Origin of the sequence: Candidatus Dormiibacter sp. (assembly GCF_050999135.1) — a bacterium.
Lineage (GTDB): Bacteria > Chloroflexota > Dormibacteria > Dormibacterales > Dormibacteraceae > Dormiibacter > Dormiibacter spiritus.
This window is the reverse complement of record NZ_JBPCPN010000024.1, coordinates 23,246-38,068: the sequence shown is the minus strand read 5'-3', so window position 1 is coordinate 38,068 and position 14,823 is coordinate 23,246. Positions and strand designations below refer to the sequence as shown.

17 protein-coding genes are annotated in these 14,823 nt (G+C 65.2%); 3 read left to right on the top strand and 14 right to left on the bottom strand.

Going from position 1 to position 14,823, the window contains the following annotated elements:
* Positions 1–198: 198 nt before the first annotated feature.
* Genes ACR2MZ_RS05500 through ACR2MZ_RS05480 form a run of 5 tightly spaced genes read right to left on the bottom strand, consistent with a single transcriptional unit; the run spans position 199 to position 6,848 of the window.
* Positions 199–858 (bottom strand): DUF5612 domain-containing protein, encoded by a 660-nt coding sequence (locus ACR2MZ_RS05500; RefSeq protein ID WP_434004064.1) that lies wholly within the window; start codon positions 856–858, stop codon positions 199–201.
* 16 nt (positions 859–874) lie between these two features.
* Complete coding sequence (locus tag ACR2MZ_RS05495; RefSeq protein ID WP_434004063.1) at positions 875–2,263, bottom strand: dihydrolipoamide acetyltransferase family protein; 1,389 nt, start codon at positions 2,261–2,263, stop codon at positions 875–877.
* 13 nt (positions 2,264–2,276) lie between these two features.
* The gene (locus tag ACR2MZ_RS05490) at positions 2,277–4,343 is read right to left on the bottom strand and encodes an alpha-ketoacid dehydrogenase subunit alpha/beta (protein ID WP_434004062.1); all 2,067 of its coding nucleotides are present in this window, start codon (positions 4,341–4,343) and stop codon (positions 2,277–2,279) included.
* Positions 4,344–4,356: 13 nt separating this feature from the next.
* Positions 4,357–5,730, bottom strand: coding sequence for a dihydrolipoyl dehydrogenase (gene lpdA, locus ACR2MZ_RS05485; protein WP_434004061.1), 1,374 nt, complete (start codon positions 5,728–5,730; stop codon positions 4,357–4,359).
* Positions 5,730–6,848 (bottom strand): citrate/2-methylcitrate synthase, encoded by a 1,119-nt coding sequence (locus tag ACR2MZ_RS05480; RefSeq protein ID WP_434004060.1) that lies wholly within the window; start codon positions 6,846–6,848, stop codon positions 5,730–5,732. The genes lpdA and ACR2MZ_RS05480 overlap by 1 nt, the downstream gene beginning before the upstream one ends.
* A 127-nt stretch (positions 6,849–6,975) precedes the next feature.
* Here ACR2MZ_RS05480 and ACR2MZ_RS05475 point away from each other — a divergent pair, with 127 nt between their 5' ends.
* Positions 6,976–7,188, top strand: a complete 213-nt coding sequence (locus ACR2MZ_RS05475; RefSeq protein WP_434004059.1) for a hypothetical protein — start codon at positions 6,976–6,978, stop codon at positions 7,186–7,188.
* Positions 7,185–7,454 (top strand): hypothetical protein, encoded by a 270-nt coding sequence (locus tag ACR2MZ_RS05470; protein WP_434004058.1) that lies wholly within the window; start codon positions 7,185–7,187, stop codon positions 7,452–7,454. The genes ACR2MZ_RS05475 and ACR2MZ_RS05470 overlap by 4 nt, the downstream gene beginning before the upstream one ends.
* Before the next feature lie 35 nt (positions 7,455–7,489).
* Here the strand turns inward: ACR2MZ_RS05470 and ACR2MZ_RS05465 are convergent, their stop codons facing one another.
* Genes ACR2MZ_RS05465 through ACR2MZ_RS05425 form a run of 9 tightly spaced genes read right to left on the bottom strand, consistent with a single transcriptional unit; the run spans position 7,490 to position 14,231 of the window.
* On the bottom strand, positions 7,490–7,816 hold the full coding sequence (locus tag ACR2MZ_RS05465) for a metal-sulfur cluster assembly factor (protein WP_434004057.1): 327 nt from the start codon (positions 7,814–7,816) through the stop codon (positions 7,490–7,492).
* On the bottom strand, positions 7,816–8,160 hold the full coding sequence (locus ACR2MZ_RS05460; protein WP_434004056.1) for a rhodanese-like domain-containing protein: 345 nt from the start codon (positions 8,158–8,160) through the stop codon (positions 7,816–7,818). Before ACR2MZ_RS05460 ends, ACR2MZ_RS05465 begins: the two co-directional genes overlap by 1 nt.
* On the bottom strand, positions 8,150–8,557 hold the full coding sequence (gene sufU, locus ACR2MZ_RS05455; RefSeq protein WP_434004055.1) for a Fe-S cluster assembly sulfur transfer protein SufU: 408 nt from the start codon (positions 8,555–8,557) through the stop codon (positions 8,150–8,152). Before sufU ends, ACR2MZ_RS05460 begins: the two co-directional genes overlap by 11 nt.
* Positions 8,557–9,810 carry an aminotransferase class V-fold PLP-dependent enzyme gene (locus ACR2MZ_RS05450; protein ID WP_434004054.1) on the bottom strand — a complete coding sequence of 418 codons (1,254 nt, stop codon included), beginning with the start codon at positions 9,808–9,810 and terminating at the stop codon, positions 8,557–8,559. The genes sufU and ACR2MZ_RS05450 overlap by 1 nt, the downstream gene beginning before the upstream one ends.
* The gene (locus ACR2MZ_RS05445; RefSeq protein WP_434004053.1) at positions 9,791–10,111 is read right to left on the bottom strand and encodes a non-heme iron oxygenase ferredoxin subunit; all 321 of its coding nucleotides are present in this window, start codon (positions 10,109–10,111) and stop codon (positions 9,791–9,793) included. Before ACR2MZ_RS05445 ends, ACR2MZ_RS05450 begins: the two co-directional genes overlap by 20 nt.
* Before the next feature lie 10 nt (positions 10,112–10,121).
* Positions 10,122–11,396: a Fe-S cluster assembly protein SufD gene (gene sufD, locus ACR2MZ_RS05440; protein ID WP_434004052.1), complete on the bottom strand. Its 1,275-nt coding sequence runs from the start codon at positions 11,394–11,396 to the stop codon at positions 10,122–10,124.
* A complete protein-coding gene (gene sufB / locus ACR2MZ_RS05435) occupies positions 11,393–12,802 on the bottom strand; it encodes a Fe-S cluster assembly protein SufB (RefSeq protein ID WP_434004051.1) in 1,410 nt (469 codons plus the stop codon). The genes sufD and sufB overlap by 4 nt, the downstream gene beginning before the upstream one ends.
* A 3-nt stretch (positions 12,803–12,805) precedes the next feature.
* Positions 12,806–13,597 (bottom strand): Fe-S cluster assembly ATPase SufC, encoded by a 792-nt coding sequence (sufC, locus tag ACR2MZ_RS05430; RefSeq protein ID WP_338178719.1) that lies wholly within the window; start codon positions 13,595–13,597, stop codon positions 12,806–12,808.
* Positions 13,590–14,231, bottom strand: coding sequence for a helix-turn-helix transcriptional regulator (locus ACR2MZ_RS05425; RefSeq protein WP_434004050.1), 642 nt, complete (start codon positions 14,229–14,231; stop codon positions 13,590–13,592). The genes sufC and ACR2MZ_RS05425 overlap by 8 nt, the downstream gene beginning before the upstream one ends.
* Before the next feature lie 54 nt (positions 14,232–14,285).
* On the opposite strand from ACR2MZ_RS05425, the gene ACR2MZ_RS05420 reads away from it, so the two are divergent.
* Entirely contained in the window at positions 14,286–14,822 is a 537-nt protein-coding gene (locus ACR2MZ_RS05420) for a hypothetical protein (protein ID WP_434004049.1), read from the top strand.
* The last annotated feature ends 1 nt before the right edge of the window (position 14,823 follow it).

The following is a 14,823-nucleotide window of genomic DNA, read 5'->3' as shown; positions in this document are numbered from 1 at the left end:
GGGTTTTCGAAGTTGCGCCAGCACAGCGCCATCGCTTAACGTGGGTCTGGCCCGGAAAACAGAAACGCTCAGGCGACGACGCCAGCCGCTGGCGGTGAGTGCTGGGCCAGTTTTCCACAGAGTACGCACACGTGTGCGTTGTCTTGACTCATCACTTGTTTTGGATTGCCTACCGGTTTGCGGCTGGCAAAGGCGGGGTTAGAACCGGCGACCGCGAACTCGGTCGATCGAGAACTGCGCAGTGTCGGCAACCAGCATCACCGCCATCACACCAGCCTCCAACGGGTCGCTCACCACCAGATCGGCAGTTTCCACCACCGAGCCGGCCATGCTTGTGCACAGGACAATGATCCCCGCCTCTTGAATTTCGCGAACGGCGGTCGTGATCTCACCCCCCATTAGCGCTCCGGCCAGCACCAGCGCCCGGGCGCGATGCAGCCGGGCCACAGCCCGCACCGACTGCGCCAGTTGGCTTTCGCCGACGAGTGGGATGGTGTCGACGGAGATGCGCTCACCTCGGATGTTGTGGCGATCCGCCTCGGCGATGGCGCCCTGCGCCACCATCCCTACCTGCGCGCCACCTCCGACCACTATGACGCGCTTGCCGAAGATGTGGTCGAAGGAGGGCACGGGCAGCACCGATTCCACCACCTCCAGAGCCTGCAGGTCGGCCAGCAACCTCCCGCTGTCGGCAAACCCCTCAAGCTCAATCTGCGTCTCGCCGACAGCTGAGGTGGCGATGTAGGTGATGTTGGCCTGATGGCCCAGGATGGCGCCGGCGATCTCGTGCAGAACGCCTGGCTCATCTCTCGTCTGGACCAGCAGGGCCAGCCTCCGGACCCCCGGCTCAGGTGTCATCTGTAGTCGTGGAGCTTCAGTAGATAGGGGTTTCGGCGGTGACCGCTTCCAGCCACTGGCGGCAGCTGGTCAGGTAGCGCGCTGCTTGGAGACCGTCCAGCGTCCGGTGGTCGAAGCTGAAGCACAGGTACATCATGGGCTTGATCCCGATCATCCCTCTGACCGCCACGGGGCGCTCGACGATCGCCTCCATGGTCAGGATGCCGGCCTGGCCGGGGCTGATCACCGAGTAGCTGAACAGCGTGCCGAAAGTGCCCGAGTTGTTGACAGTGAAGGTGCCGCCCTGCAGGTCGTCCCCCTTCAGCTGCTTGGTCTTCGCGCGACCCGCGAGGTCGTTCACAGCCCGGGCGATGCCTGCCAGCGAGAGGGAGTCGGCGCTCTTGATCACCGGCACAAGCAGCGTGTCCTCAAAGCCAACGGAGACGCCCAGGTTGATGTTGCCGTGGACCAGGATCGCGTCGCCATTGAAGGTGGCGTTGACCTCGGGGTGCTCGCGCAGGGAGGCTACCGCGGCGGCGATCACATAAGGCAGGTAGGTGAGTGAGAAGCCTTCCCGCTCGGCGAAGGCCGCCTTGTGGCGAGAGCGGTTGCCCACCACGCCGCTCATGTCCACCTCCTGCGTCTGCCAGGCGTGGGGGATGGTCGCCTTCGACTTGGTCATGTTTTCGGCGATCAGCCGCCGCATGCGCGTGAGTGGAACTGTCTGGTCGCCCTCGCGTGCGGCAGCTGGCTGCTCGGCTGCGGCGCCTGGCGTCGAGGTGGCGCCGGCCGGCACCGATTCCGCCGGTGCAGGCTCCGCGCCGCTCTGTCCTTCCACGAACTGGCGCACGTCCCGCTTGGTCACCCGGCCGCCGAGCCCTGTCCCCTTGATCCGGGCGAGATCAACGCCGCTCTCCTCGGCCAGCATGAGCACGCCGGGCGAGAAACGATGCACCTGGCTGTCCCGCTCGGCGGCGGCTGGAGCTTCGGCGGCTTCCGCCGGGGTTTCGGCGGCTTCCGCCGGGGCCTGAGCTTGAGGCGCCGCCTGCGGCGACGGTCTGGGCTGAGCGTCGGCGGCTCGCGCCTGTTCAGCCGACGGCATGGCGTCGCCGCCGCCTGCCGGCTCATCTGCCGCCGCGGCGGTTGCCTCCACCTTCTCAGGAGCGGCTGCGCCCTTACCATCACCCTCGAGCTCGACGATGGCGATCTCGCTGCCGGCTTGGACTGTCGCGCCTTCCTGGGCCAGGATCTCCTTCAGCACACCCGTCACCGGCGCCGGCACCTCGGCGTTCACCTTGTCGGTGTCCACCTCGAGCATGGGCTCGAACTCCACCAGCTTGTCACCCGGCTTCACCAGCCACTTGGAGATCGTCCCCTCATGGACGGACTCGCCGAGCTGCGGCATCGTCACCTTGGTGGTTGGCATCAGCTAGCGTCCACTAGAACTCCGCCAGCTCCTTCAGCGCCTGCGTGACCTTTTCGGGATTGGGCATGAAGAAGTTCTCCATCGGCTCCGCGTACGGCATCGCCGGCACATCCAGGCCGCCCAGCCGCTTGACAGGAGCGTCGAGCCAGCGCCACGCCTCGTCGGCGATGATGGCAGCCACCTCGGAGCCTATCGAAACGCTGAAGTTGTCCTCGTAGAGGACCAGGCACTTACCGGTCTTGCGGGCTGAGGCCAGGATGGCGTCCTTGTCCAGTGGATAGACTGTCCGCAGGTCGACCACCTCGATGCTATAGCCCTGTTCCTCCAGGTTCTTCGCCGCCTGCAGCGCGTAGTGCACCATCAGGCCGTAGCAGAAGACCGAGATGTCATCCCCGGCTCGCACGACCCTGGCCTGCTGTAGCGGGATCAGGTAATCACCCTTGGGCACCGCCTCCTTAACCATGCGGTAGAGGCGCTTGTGCTCGAAGAAGAGCACAGGATCCTCATCGCGCATGGCTGAGAAGAGCAAGCCCTTCGCCTCATAAGGAGTCGAGGGAATGACTATCTTCAGGCCCGGTGTCGCAAAGCGCGCCTCGACTGACTGCGAGTGGTAGAGAGCGCCATGTACGTGACCGCCCATCGGCGCGCGGATGACCATGGGCACTCCCCAATCGCCGTTGGTTCGGTAGCGGAACTTCGCAATCTCGTTGGTGATCTGATTGAAGGCCATGTGGGCGAAGTCTGTGAACTGCATCTCCGCCACCGGCCGCTTGCCGGCGAGGGCGAGGCCCAGGGAGACGCCCGCGATGGAGGATTCAGCGATCGGTGTGTCCAGGACACGTTCGCCGCCGAAGCGGTGGTAGAGGCCGTCGGTGACCAGGAACACCCCGCCTTTCGGCCCGACGTCCTCGCCCAGCACCACCACGCGCTCGTCGTGCTCCATCTCCCACGCGAGGGCATCCCGCAGCGCCTGCACCATGTTGACCTCTTCCGTCTCGGCGTCCGGCGCGGGATCCTTGGCCTCGGGCACGCTCAACGCGTACACGTTGGTCAGCGCGTCCTCAGGCTTGGCGTCGGGGGAGTCAAGCCCCTGTCGGGTCGCCTGGGTGACTTCCCCCTTGACGTCGTCCTCGTACTCCTGGACCTGCTTCTCACTGAGGATGTCCTGCTCGATCAGCTTGGTCCGGAAGCGGCTTAGGCAGTCATTGGAGGACAGCTGTTCCAGCTCCTCCTGGGTGCGGTAGCGCCGCTGATCGTCTTCTGAAGAGTGCGCGCCCAGGCGGTCGACAATCGTCTCGATGAGAGTCGGGCCCTGGTCCCCACGCGCTCGAGCCACCGCCTCTTTGGCGACGTGGTAGACGGTTACCGGGTCGCGCCCATCGAGGGTGACGCCGGGGAAACCGTAGCCGAGAGCTCGCTGCGCAGCGTGTTCGACCGCGTACTCCTTGTTGAAGGGCGTCGAGATGGCAAAGCCGTTGTTCTGGCAGAGGAAGACGATGGGCAGCTTGTAGATCGCGGCGAAGTTGAAGGCCTCATGGGCGTCACCCTCGGCGCCGGCGCCCTCACCGTAGGAGGTCAGGACCATCTTGTCCGCGCCGTCCATCTTGAGCGCGTAGGCGGCGCCGACGCCGTGGACCATCTGCGTCGCCAGGGGCGAACCGCCGGAGATGATGTTGTGCCGGGTGTCGCTGAAATGGCCGGGAGTCTGCTTGCCGCCCGAGGCGGGGTCCGCCGGCTTGGCCAGCACCGAGAGCATGAGGTCCAGCGGCGTCAGCCCCATGCGGAAGCAGAGGACTACGTCGCGGTAGTAGGGAGAGATCCAGTCGTGCTGGGGCCGAAGAGGCCAGGAGGCCCCGATCTGGGCTGCCTCGTGACCGGCACAGGAGATGATGAACGGCGCTCGACCCTGGCGGTTCAGGACCTGACAGCGGTAATCGATCTGGCGGCCCAGCAGCATGAGATGAAACCAGCTGCGCAGCGTCTCCTCGTCCAGATCGGTGTCTCGCCAGTCGACCGGTTCCTGGTAGTACCACTCCTCGACCCTGGTGGTCTCTTTTGCCTTGGATTGCGTCTGGGCCATGTCTAGCTCATCCTTAGATGTTGAGCGCGGCTCCATCGACCGCGAGCGCTGCCTCACCGAGCACCTCGGTGAGGGTCGGGTGGGGATGGATGTTGCGGCCGATCTCCCAAGCGTCGCCCTGGAAGAGGCGGGCGAGGGCAGGCTCGGCGATCAGCTCCGTCGCCTGCACGCCGACGACATGGGCGCCCAGCAGCTGGCCTGTCTTGCCGTCGGCGATCAGCTTGGCGAAACCTTCGGTCTCACCGTGAATCAGGGCCCGACCGTTGGCTAGGAAGGGGAACTTCCCGCTCTTGACCTCGTGGCCCTGCTCGCGAGCCTGGGCCTCGGTCAGGCCGACCGACGCGATCTCGGGTGTGGAGTAGGTGCAGCGGGTGATGAGGTCCTGCTCCATGGCGTGGATTCGCTTTCCGGCGATGTCCTCGACCGCCGTGACACCCTCATGCGCGGCCGCATGGGCCAGCAGGAAGCCCCCGACGACGTCGCCGATCGCCCAGATGCCTGCAACGTTGGTTCGCATCCACTCATCGGTCTTGACGAAACCGCGCTCGTCACACTCGACGCCGGCTTCCTGGAGCCCGCAGTCGTCACTGTTGGCCACCCGGCCGATGGCGATCAGCAGCTGCTCCGCCCTCACCTCACCGTCTTCAAGCCGGAGCGTCACGCCGTCCTCCGCCGGGCTCACCTCTTGGACCCTGGCGTTTACGCGGCAATCGATGCCCGATTTCTTGAAAGCTTGGAGCATGACCTTCGAGACCTCTTCGTCCTCCAGCGGGACGAGCCGGGGCAGGGCTTCCACCAGCGTCACCTCGGCGCCGAGCTGCCGGTAGTAGGTGGCGAACTCGACTCCGATAGCGCCGGCGCCGATGATGGCCATCGAACGGGGGATCTCAGTGGCCAGGACCGCGTGGTCGGAGTTGATCACGCGCCGCCCGTCGAACTCGACTCCTGGTAGGCCTCGGGGGCGGGAGCCTGTCGCCACGATGACCGCCCTGGCCTTGATCGTCTGCTCGCCGACCTGGATGCTGTCCCTGCCGCTCATCGTTCCGTGGCCTTCGATGACATCGACGCGGTTCTTCTTCATCAGGCCCTGAACTCCCTTCCAGAGCTGGTTCACGATAGCGTCGCGGCGGCTGGCGACCGTGGCGGCATCGAATTTGACCTCGCCGTTGACACCGTACTCACTGCCCCGCGCGTGAACTTTGTGAAAGAGGTTCGACGACTCCAGCAGGGCCTTGGTTGGGATGCAGCCGAGGTGTAGGCAGGTGCCGCCCACCTTGGCCTGCTCCACCAGAACGACGCGCTGCCCGAGCTGCGCGCCTCGGATCGCCGCAGTGTAGCCGCCGGTGCCGCCGCCCAGGATGGCGACGTCGTACTCACTCGCCGCCATCAGTTGTCGCTTGAGTTGTGGGCGCCTGGTTCCGGGCCCAACCACTCGGAGGCCGGACGAAGAATGCGGCCGTCCTTCGCCATGTACTCCAGCACGTGGGCGGTCCAACCCGCGACCCGGGAGGCCGCGAAGACGCAGGTGAAGAACTCCTTCGGTAAGCCGGCCGCGGCCAACACGCCGGCTGAGTAGTAGTCCACGTTGGTGGCGTTGGGCCGTTCTGGGTGGCGAGCCAACAGTTCGCGCAGGGCCACTTCCTCCACCTTGGCGGCAACTGCGTAGAACTCGGGATTGCCCTGCTCCGCCAGCTGCTTCAGGATCTTTGCGCGCGGGTCGTAGGTGCGGTAGATGCGGTGGCCGAACCCCATCAGCCGGCCCTTGTTGTTGAGCAGATCGACGACGAACTTCTCAGCGTTGTCAGCACCGCCGACCTTCTCCAGCATCACCATGGCAGCTGTGGCTGCTCCGCCGTGAGCCGGCCCCTTCAGGGCGGCGACTCCGGCGACGATGGCGGAGGCCAGGTCGCTGCCGGTGGACGCTGTCACTCGGGTGGCAAAGGTGGAGGCGTTGAGGCCGTGGTCGGCCAGGAGGACCAGGTAGCTCTCCAGGTAGCGGACTCTGTCGGGACTCGGTTCCTTGCCCTCGAGCATGTAGACGAAGTTGGCGGCGTGGCCCAGGTCGCTGCGGGGATCGATGGGCTCCTTGCCCTGGACCCTGCGGTAAAACGCCGCCACCTCGGTCGGCAGGACAGCGGTGATCTTGACCGCCTCGTCCAGCGTGGGCTTGGGACAGCCGGGAGCTGCCGTCTGGGCGGAGAGCAGGGTGCGGAGAGCGTCCATCGGGTCCACGTCCGCGCGGAGGCCGGCCAGCGCCGCTCGGGCCTGTTCATTGAGGCTGCGGTGCTGGGCGAACTGAGCCTTGAGCTCGGCCTCCTGCTCCTGGCTGGGCAGCTCACCCTGCCAGAGCAGGTAGGCGATCGCTTCATATGAGCGATCGGCGACCTCATTGATGAGGTGCCCGCCGCGATAGATCAGACGGCCGTTCTGACCATCCACCTCGCTGATCTCGGTTTGGGCGGCGACCACGCCCTCCAGTCCAGGCCGAAAAGGAACAGTCTCCATCCGAAAAGTGAGTTTAGGCACTTCCCACTTTGAATTCGGCCGCGGCGTCACCTCACGGCGGTTGCGGCTGACATGCTGCCGCGGCAGGGGAACGTAGCTGAATTGTGGCGGTGACGTTTCCCGCGAAGTGAAGCCACCTCAGGTCCCCGCGGCGCTGCAGCCGGCTCTGCTGCCGGAGAGCGTGGTGTCAGTGGTGCTCACATGCGTGTGGGCGCTTGGCTGGCAGGTTGTCGTTGCCGCCGGGGCCGCTATTCCCGTCTTCCGGCTCCTGCCGTGGCCACGGCTGTTGCTGCCACTGCTGCTCGTGCCGCTGGCCATGGGTTGCTGGGTGGCCCGTTGAGGTGGCCGGTCGGGCTTTGGTTGCGGCTGACTGCCCTGTGGTTCTACGGAAGCGCGATCCTCACTCTGGGTCTGCTCGTCGCCTTCGCAGGCGCCATCGATCAGCCCGGCTGCGGGCCTGCCGACGACTGCGAGCACGGCTATTCGGTCGGCTGGGCGCTGTTCTCTGCCGTGGGCTCGGTCACTCTGGCCCCGGGGGCTCGTGACCTACCCAGCGGTCCGAACGCTGGTCAAGACAGCGCGGCGACTTTGATTAAAGGCTGGTAGGTAAAGACGCGAGGCTGGACTCTAAGGCCTTGGCCTTAGACCATGCCCAGTTCCCAGCGGGCGTCTTCGGTCATCCGCTCGGGAGTCCAGGGCGGGTCGTAGACGATCTCCACCCCGGCGTCCTCGATACCAGGCAGCCGCAGCAGGTGGTCTCGCACGTCGGTCATCACCTCGCCGGCCATCGGACAGCCCATCGCCGTGAGAGTCATCTTGACGTCCACGCGCTGCGGCTTGATCGCCACCTCGTAGATCAACCCCAGGTCGACCACGTTGACGGGGATCTCGGGGTCGTAGCACTCACGGAGGACGTTGTAGACGTCCTCCTCCTTTATTGTCGCTGTGGCCTGCATTTCCTCGGTCATCAGAGTCCTTTCTCCATCGGTTTGCCCGCTTCCCGCCAGGCCTTGTGGCCGCCGCGGAAGTTGACCACATCCTTGGCGCCCAGCGCGACAGCCATCTCGGAGGCGACAGCTGAGCGTTCGCCCACCTCGCAGGCGAAGATCGTCTTGTCAGTGAACTTGTGAGCGGTGGGGTTCATGAGAATCTGGTTCAGCACCACGTGGCGCGAACCGGGGATGTGTCCGCTCTCGCGTTCCCAGCCCTCCCTCACATCGATCACCTCATACTCGCCCGAGTCGATCAACTTCTGGATCTCTTCGATCTTCAGATCGCGAAATCCACTCTCGGTCATTTCCTCAGCTGTCATCCTCATCCTCTTCGAATTCTCCCTCCGCCAAGCCGTAGGCGCCGACCTTCAGCACCTTCAGCGAAAGCAGCGCACACTTGATCCGCGCCGGCGAGATCTCGATACCGAGTTCTTCCAGCACTTCTTCCTTGGAGATCTTCCGGGCCTCTTCCAGTGGCATGCCCTTCAGCCGCTCAGTCAAGAGAGAGGCGGAGGCCTGGGAGATGGCGCAGCCGCGGCCGTGGAAGCGCACGTCCTCGATCTTCCCCTCCGCCAGCCTGAAGTCCATGCCTATCACATCGCCGCAGAGCGGGTTCAGCTCCTCGTGGCTCACGTCAGGCTGCTCCAGCCGACCGAAATTCCGCGGGTTCTTGTAGTGGTCCAGGATGTACTCGCGATAGAACTGGTCGTCGACCATCAGGCGAAGATCCTCTGGGCATCTCGAAGGGCCACCAGCAGGCGGTCCACCTCATCCCGCGTCGTGTACAGATAGAACGACGCCCGAGCAACGGCCGGCACGTCCAGCCGCCGCATCAGCGGCTGCGTGCAGTTATGGCCGGCTCGGACGGCGACGCCGTGGCGGTCCAGGATGGTGGCCACGTCATGCGGATGCACACCTGCCAAATCAAACGAGATGACGCCCGACCGCCGCTGCGCCGGGGGGCCGAAGAGACGCAGACCGTCGATCTCAGACATCGCTTCCAGCGCGTATTCGGTCAGCTGCTGCTCATGCTCGTGGATGGCGCCGAGGCCGATCTCGCTCACGTAGTCGATGGCTGTGCCGAGCCCGATGACCTGCGCGATCGCCTGAGTTCCGGCTTCGAACTTCTCGGGCAGCGGCGCATACGTGGTGCCAGTCGTGCTGACAGTCTTGATCATGTCCCCGCCGCCCATGAACGGTGGCATCGCCTCCAACAGCTCCCGCCGTCCGTAGAGGATGCCTGCCCCTGTCGGACCGCAGATCTTGTGGCCGCTGAAGGCATAGAAGTCGCAGCCCGTCGCCTGCACGTCGACGCCCAGGTGCGGCGCCCCCTGCGCCCCATCGATCAAAACCACCGCTCCGACGGCCTTGGCCGCAGCGGTCATCTCCCGGTAGGGATTGATGGTGCCGAGCGTGTTCGACACCTGGGAGAAGGCGACGAGCTTCGGCTCCTGTTGCAGCAGCGCCCTGTACTGATCCTGGCGGAGCTCGCCCCCCTCGTCGATGTCGACGTACTCGATCCTCGCCCCCGTGGCCTCGGCCACCAGCTGCCAGGGCACGAGGTTGGAGTGGTGCTCCATGATCGTCAGCACAATCAGGTCGCCGGGGAGGAGGTTGCGCCGAGCCCAGGAATAAGCGACCAGGTTGATGCCCTCGGTCGTGCCGCGGGTGTAGATGATCTCGCGCCGCGAGCGAGCGTTGAGGAAGCGCCTGACGGTCTCGCGGGTCGCCTCGTACCGCTCAGTCGCCTGCTCCGAGGCTTTGTAGGCGCCGCGGTGGATGTTGGCGTTGAATTGCGTGTGGTAGGCGTCCATCGCCGCCAGCACCGGCAGCGGTCGCTGCGAGGTGTTGGCGGAATCGAGGTAGGCCACCCCGGTCGCCAGGAAGGGGAAGTCAGCCCTGATTCGCTCCACGTCCAGCGGCGGCGAGGCCAAGCCGGCACTCACGGGACTAGAGCTCGACGTAGACATCGTCTCCTTCCACAGTCACCGGATAGGCCCGCACAGGCTCGGTGGCCGGCGGGCCGGAGCAGGCTCCGGTGGCCAGATTGAAGCGGGAGCCGTGCACAGGGCACTCCACCTGGAGGCCCCACAGCTCACCGTCGCTGAGGGAGAACTCCTCGTGGCTGCAGATGTCCGAGATGGCGTAGTAGGTGCCGTCCTCGGCATGCGCCAGGCACACCTCCTCGCCGTCGACCACCACCTTGCGAATGGTGTCGACCGCCTGGTCCTCGACCTTGCCCACCAGGTGTTTCACTGGTCCACCTGGCACCGACTGTCCACTAGAAGCCGATCCGATCCTCGAGCTCCTGTTCGACCAGCTCTCGCGCCTGCTGGACGGGGATGCGCTCCAGCACCTGGCCGAAGAAGCCGTGCACCACCATCCTCTGGGCGACCATCGGCGGGATGCCCCGGCTCTCCAGATAGAAGAGGTGCTCGGGATCCACAGGGCCCACGGTGGCACCGTGGGTGCAGCGCACGTCGTTGTTCATGATCTCGAGCATGGGGATGGAGTTCGCCTTGGCCTGGTTCGACAGAAGCAGGTTGCGATTGGCCTGGTATGCGTCCGACCCGCTTGCGCCCACCTCGATCCGGATCAGCCCCGCGTAGACGCTCTGGGCTTGCTCGCGCAGAGCGCCTTTGAAGAGCAGGTCCGAGGTCGAGTGCCCTACCACATGCTGCTGGAGCGTGTGGAAGTCGAAGAACTGCTGGCCGGTACCGAAGTAAAGCGCCTTCAGCTCCGCCCGAGCGCCAGGGCCGTTGAGCGACGCTTCCACGCGGTTCTTGCTGAAGCGCGCGCCCAGCCCGGCGTGCACCATGCGGACAGTCGAGTCCTTCTCCAGACGGGCTCGCTCGTCGGCGAACTGCCAAGCGTGGTTGCCCCAGCGCTGCAGAGCCACGTAGCCCACATTCGACGCCTCTCCCGCGAAGATCTCGGCCGAGCCGCTGGTCAAGGATGGCCGCTCCAGGTCCGGCGAGAGGAACTCGTCGACGTGGTTGAAGGAGCTGCCGCGGCCGGCGATGATCAGCGTGTGCGGCAGCACCAGTGCGCCGCCGGTCGAGGACCAAAACTGGGAGACGAACGGCTTCGCGATGCTGACGCCGTCCGGGACGTAGAGGAAGGTGCCACCGCTGAAGAGCGCGGCGTGAAGCGCCGCCAGCTTGTCGCGGTCGGGCCGCACCTCCTGGAAGAGGTGCTTCTGGACCAGCTCCGGGTATTCACGAGCCGCCTGCGAGAGCGGCACGAAGAGCACGCCGGCGCGGCTCAGCTCGGGGTCGATCTCCACCTTGCCCGGCTCGGAGCCGCTCTGGCGCAGCACTCCAGCCGTGTCAGCGATGGGCGTGGCGGGCGCAGAAGCGCCGGCCGCCTCAAAGGCTTGGAACGCGTCCAGGTCCAGGCCCTTGAGGCTCGTCCGGCGCCATTCCTCCTCGGTGCGCTGGGGCAGCGGCAGCCGCTCGTAGACGGCGAACGCCTGCCTCCGCTTGGCGCGCAGCCAGGCAGGCTCGTCATGAAGGCCCGCCAGCTCGTCGGCGGCGCTCAGGACCAGTGCCGTCAACCGACAGAGCCCTCCATCTCCAGCTGGATCAGCCGGTTCAGCTCCACTGCATACTCAAGCGGCAGCTCCTTGGTGAACGGCTCGATGAAGCCGTTGACAATCATGGTCTCCGCTTCCACCTGGCTGATGCCGCGGCTCATCAAATAGAAGAGCTGCTCGTCCGAGACCTTGGAAACTGTCGCCTCGTGGCCGATCGTGACCTCGCTCTCATCGCACTCGATGTAGGGATAGGTGTCGCTGATCGACTGGTCGTCCAGCAGCAGAGCGTCACACTTGACGAACGACTTGACGTGGCTGGAGCCGGGCTGGACCTTGACCAGGCCCCTGTAGGAAGTCCTGCCGCCCGCTTTGGAGATCGACTTGGAGGTGATGGTTGAAGTCGTGTTGGGCGCTGCGTGCACCATCTTGGCCCCCGCGTCCTGGTGCTGGCCCTTGCCGGCAAACGCTATCGAGAGCACGTCGCCCTTGGCGCCGGGCTCCATCAGGTAGACAGAGGGGTACTTCATGGTGACGGCGGAGCCCAGGTTGCCATCGACCCATTCCATGGTCGCGCCCTCGTAAGCCAATGCGCGCTTGGTGACCAGGTTGTAGACGTTGGTCGACCAGTTCTGGATGGTGGTGTAGCGGCAGCGAGCGCCCTTCTTGACGATGATCTCGACCACCGCCGAGTGGAGGGAATCGGTCGTGTAGATCGGCGCCGTACAGCCCTCGATGTAGTGGACGAAAGAATCCTCGTCGCAGATGATGAGAGTCCGCTCGAACTGACCCATGTTCTCAGCGTTGATGCGGAAGTAGGCCTGCAGCGGGATATCGACCTTCACGCCCTTGGGCACGTAGATGAAGGAGCCGCCCGACCAGGCTGCCGTGTTCAGGGCCGCGAACTTGTTGTCGGCGGCCGGGATGACTGTGCCGAAGTACTCCTGGAAGAGCTCAGGATGGTCGCGCAGGCCGGAGTCGGTGTCCAGGAAGAGGACGCCCTTCTTCTCCAAATCCTTGTGCAGTGAGTGGTAGACGACCTCGGACTCGTACTGGGCGGCCACGCCGGCCAGGAACTTGCGCTCGGCCTGGGGCACGCCCAGCCGGTCGAAGGTGCGCTTGATGTCGTCGGGCACGTCGTCCCAGGAAGTGCTCTGCTTCTCGCTCGACTTCAAGTAGTAGAAGATGTTCTCGAAGTCGATCTTGGAGAGATCGGCGCCCCACGTCGGCATCGGCTTCTTCCTGAAGATGTCGAGCGCGCGCAGGCGCAGCTTGGCCATCCACTCAGGCTCCTGCTTCATCCAGGAGATCTCCTGAATGATTTCGGGGGAAAGCCCTCGCTTTGCCTTGAAGACGTAGTTCTCGGGATCGAAGAAGCCGTACTTCTCCTTGTAGTCGTCGCCGACGTTGATCCTGGGAGCAACCGCCATCGCCTAGACCTCCTCTGCCACCGCCGCTGCCGCGGCGGGTTCGTCGACCCATTCCGAGTAACCCGTGTTCTCCAGCTGGTCCGCGACCTCGGAGCCGCCCGAACGCACCACCTGACCGTTGACCAAGACGTGCACGTAGTCAGGCTGGATGAACTTCAAAATCCGCGTGTAGTGAGTGATGATCAGGATGCCGAGCTCGCCCCCCCGCATGGAGTTGATCGACTCACTCACGTACTTGATGGAGTCGATGTCCAGGCCGGAGTCGGTCTCGTCCAGCAGTGCCATCGTCGGCCGCAGCACCGCCATCTGCAGGATCTCGGCCCGCTTCTTCTCGCCGCCCGAGAACCCCTCGTTGACGTACCGGGAGAGGAAGCTTTTGTCGATCCGCAGCGTGTTCATCGGCTCGGCCAGCAGCTCGCGGAACTCCTTGGGGCCGATCGCCTTGGCCTTATCCTTGCCGTCGTAGCCGCGCTGGGCGTTGAGCGCGGTGCGGAGGAAGTTGGCCATGGTGACGCCAGGCACCACAATGGGGTACTGAAAGGCGAGATAGAGGCCCAGGCGAGCGCGCTGGTCGGGCTGCAGTTCGAGCAGGCTCTGCCCGTTGAGCAGGACCTCGCCGCCGAGGACCTGGTAGCTCGGATGGCCCATCAGGGCATTGGAGAGTGTGCTCTTGCCCGAGCCGTTCGGTCCCATCACTGCGTGGACCTCACCCCGGTTCACCTGGAGGGAGACGCCCTTCAGGATCTCGCGGCCCTCAACCCCGACACGCAAATCCTTGATCTCGAAATCAGCCAACTGTGTTCACCCCTGGCCCCGGAGAGCGTTGCTCCGGGGAAATCACTATCTCGTAGGAGCAGTCGGTGTCGCCACCAGCTGCCCATGTCTTCCGTTCGACTTCGGCCTGGAACACGCGCTTGTACATGTCGAGCTCCTGCCGGCAGGCATGGCCTGTGCGGACCGCGACGTCGCCGATGGGGCAGTTGCAGTGCTTGAGCGAGAGCTTGCCGTCCGCCTCGCTGACCTGCGACATGTGACCCCGCTCAGTCGCCAGCCGGGCCACCTCCCGCACGCGCTCCTTCAAGTCTAGGCCGGCCAGCCGCTGCTGATGCTGGCGCTCGAGACGTTCCGAGCGGTCCGCGAAGAAGCGCTCGAGTGCTTCCCCGTCCAAGAAGGAGACCAGCTCGTGGGCCAACTCACGGTGGCCGCTGGGGAAGGCCTGCTGGGCCGCCTCCGTCAGCCGGTAGATGTGACCGGGCCGGCCGGGACCGCTGGGAGCACCTGACAGCACCTGGACCAGGCGCTGCTGCTCCAGGGCGTCGAGATGGCGTAGAGCCGCCTGCTTCGAAACCTGGAGATGGTTTGCCACCTGGGGCAGGCTGGCCTGGCCGCGCTCCTTCAGGAAGGCGAGTACGTCTGGCTTGCGATCCATTCAGGCTTGGATTCTACCGATTTGTCAACTCGGCGGTTGATAAACTCGGTCTCAATGAGTGACGAGCTGGGTCAGCTTGCCGACTCCGCCCTGAAGGAGCGCGTCGAGCGGCTGATGGCACAGATGCGACCCCTGGAGGCGGAGCTCGGCCAGCTGCGTGCTGAGCGCGACGGCTGCCTGGTGGAGCTTCGCCGCCGCGACCGCCTGCGCTCGATGGAGCGTCGCAAGAGTGTGAAGCTGGACATGCGGGCAGGGAATTTGGTCAGCATGGAGGCCCTGATCGCCGCCGCTGCGGAAGGGTCCTTCGACGATTACAGGTTCAACTTGAAGACGGGAGGGGAGGTCCGGCTCGGCTTCCCCGGCGCGCGCCAGCAGACGATCGCCTTCACCGACGGCAAGCAGATTGTGCAGGCTCGAGACTTCCAGCAGGCAGCAGATTTGTTCGCCGCCGGCTGGGAGCTGGGCGGACCTGGCCGACCCGGCGTACGCGTTCACTTTCCAGGCACCCGGCAGGAGCGCCTGAGCCCCGCCGCCGATGTCTTCGCGACCGGGGCCAAGGTGGCCGAAGAAACGTCCGACGGCGTAGCCTAGG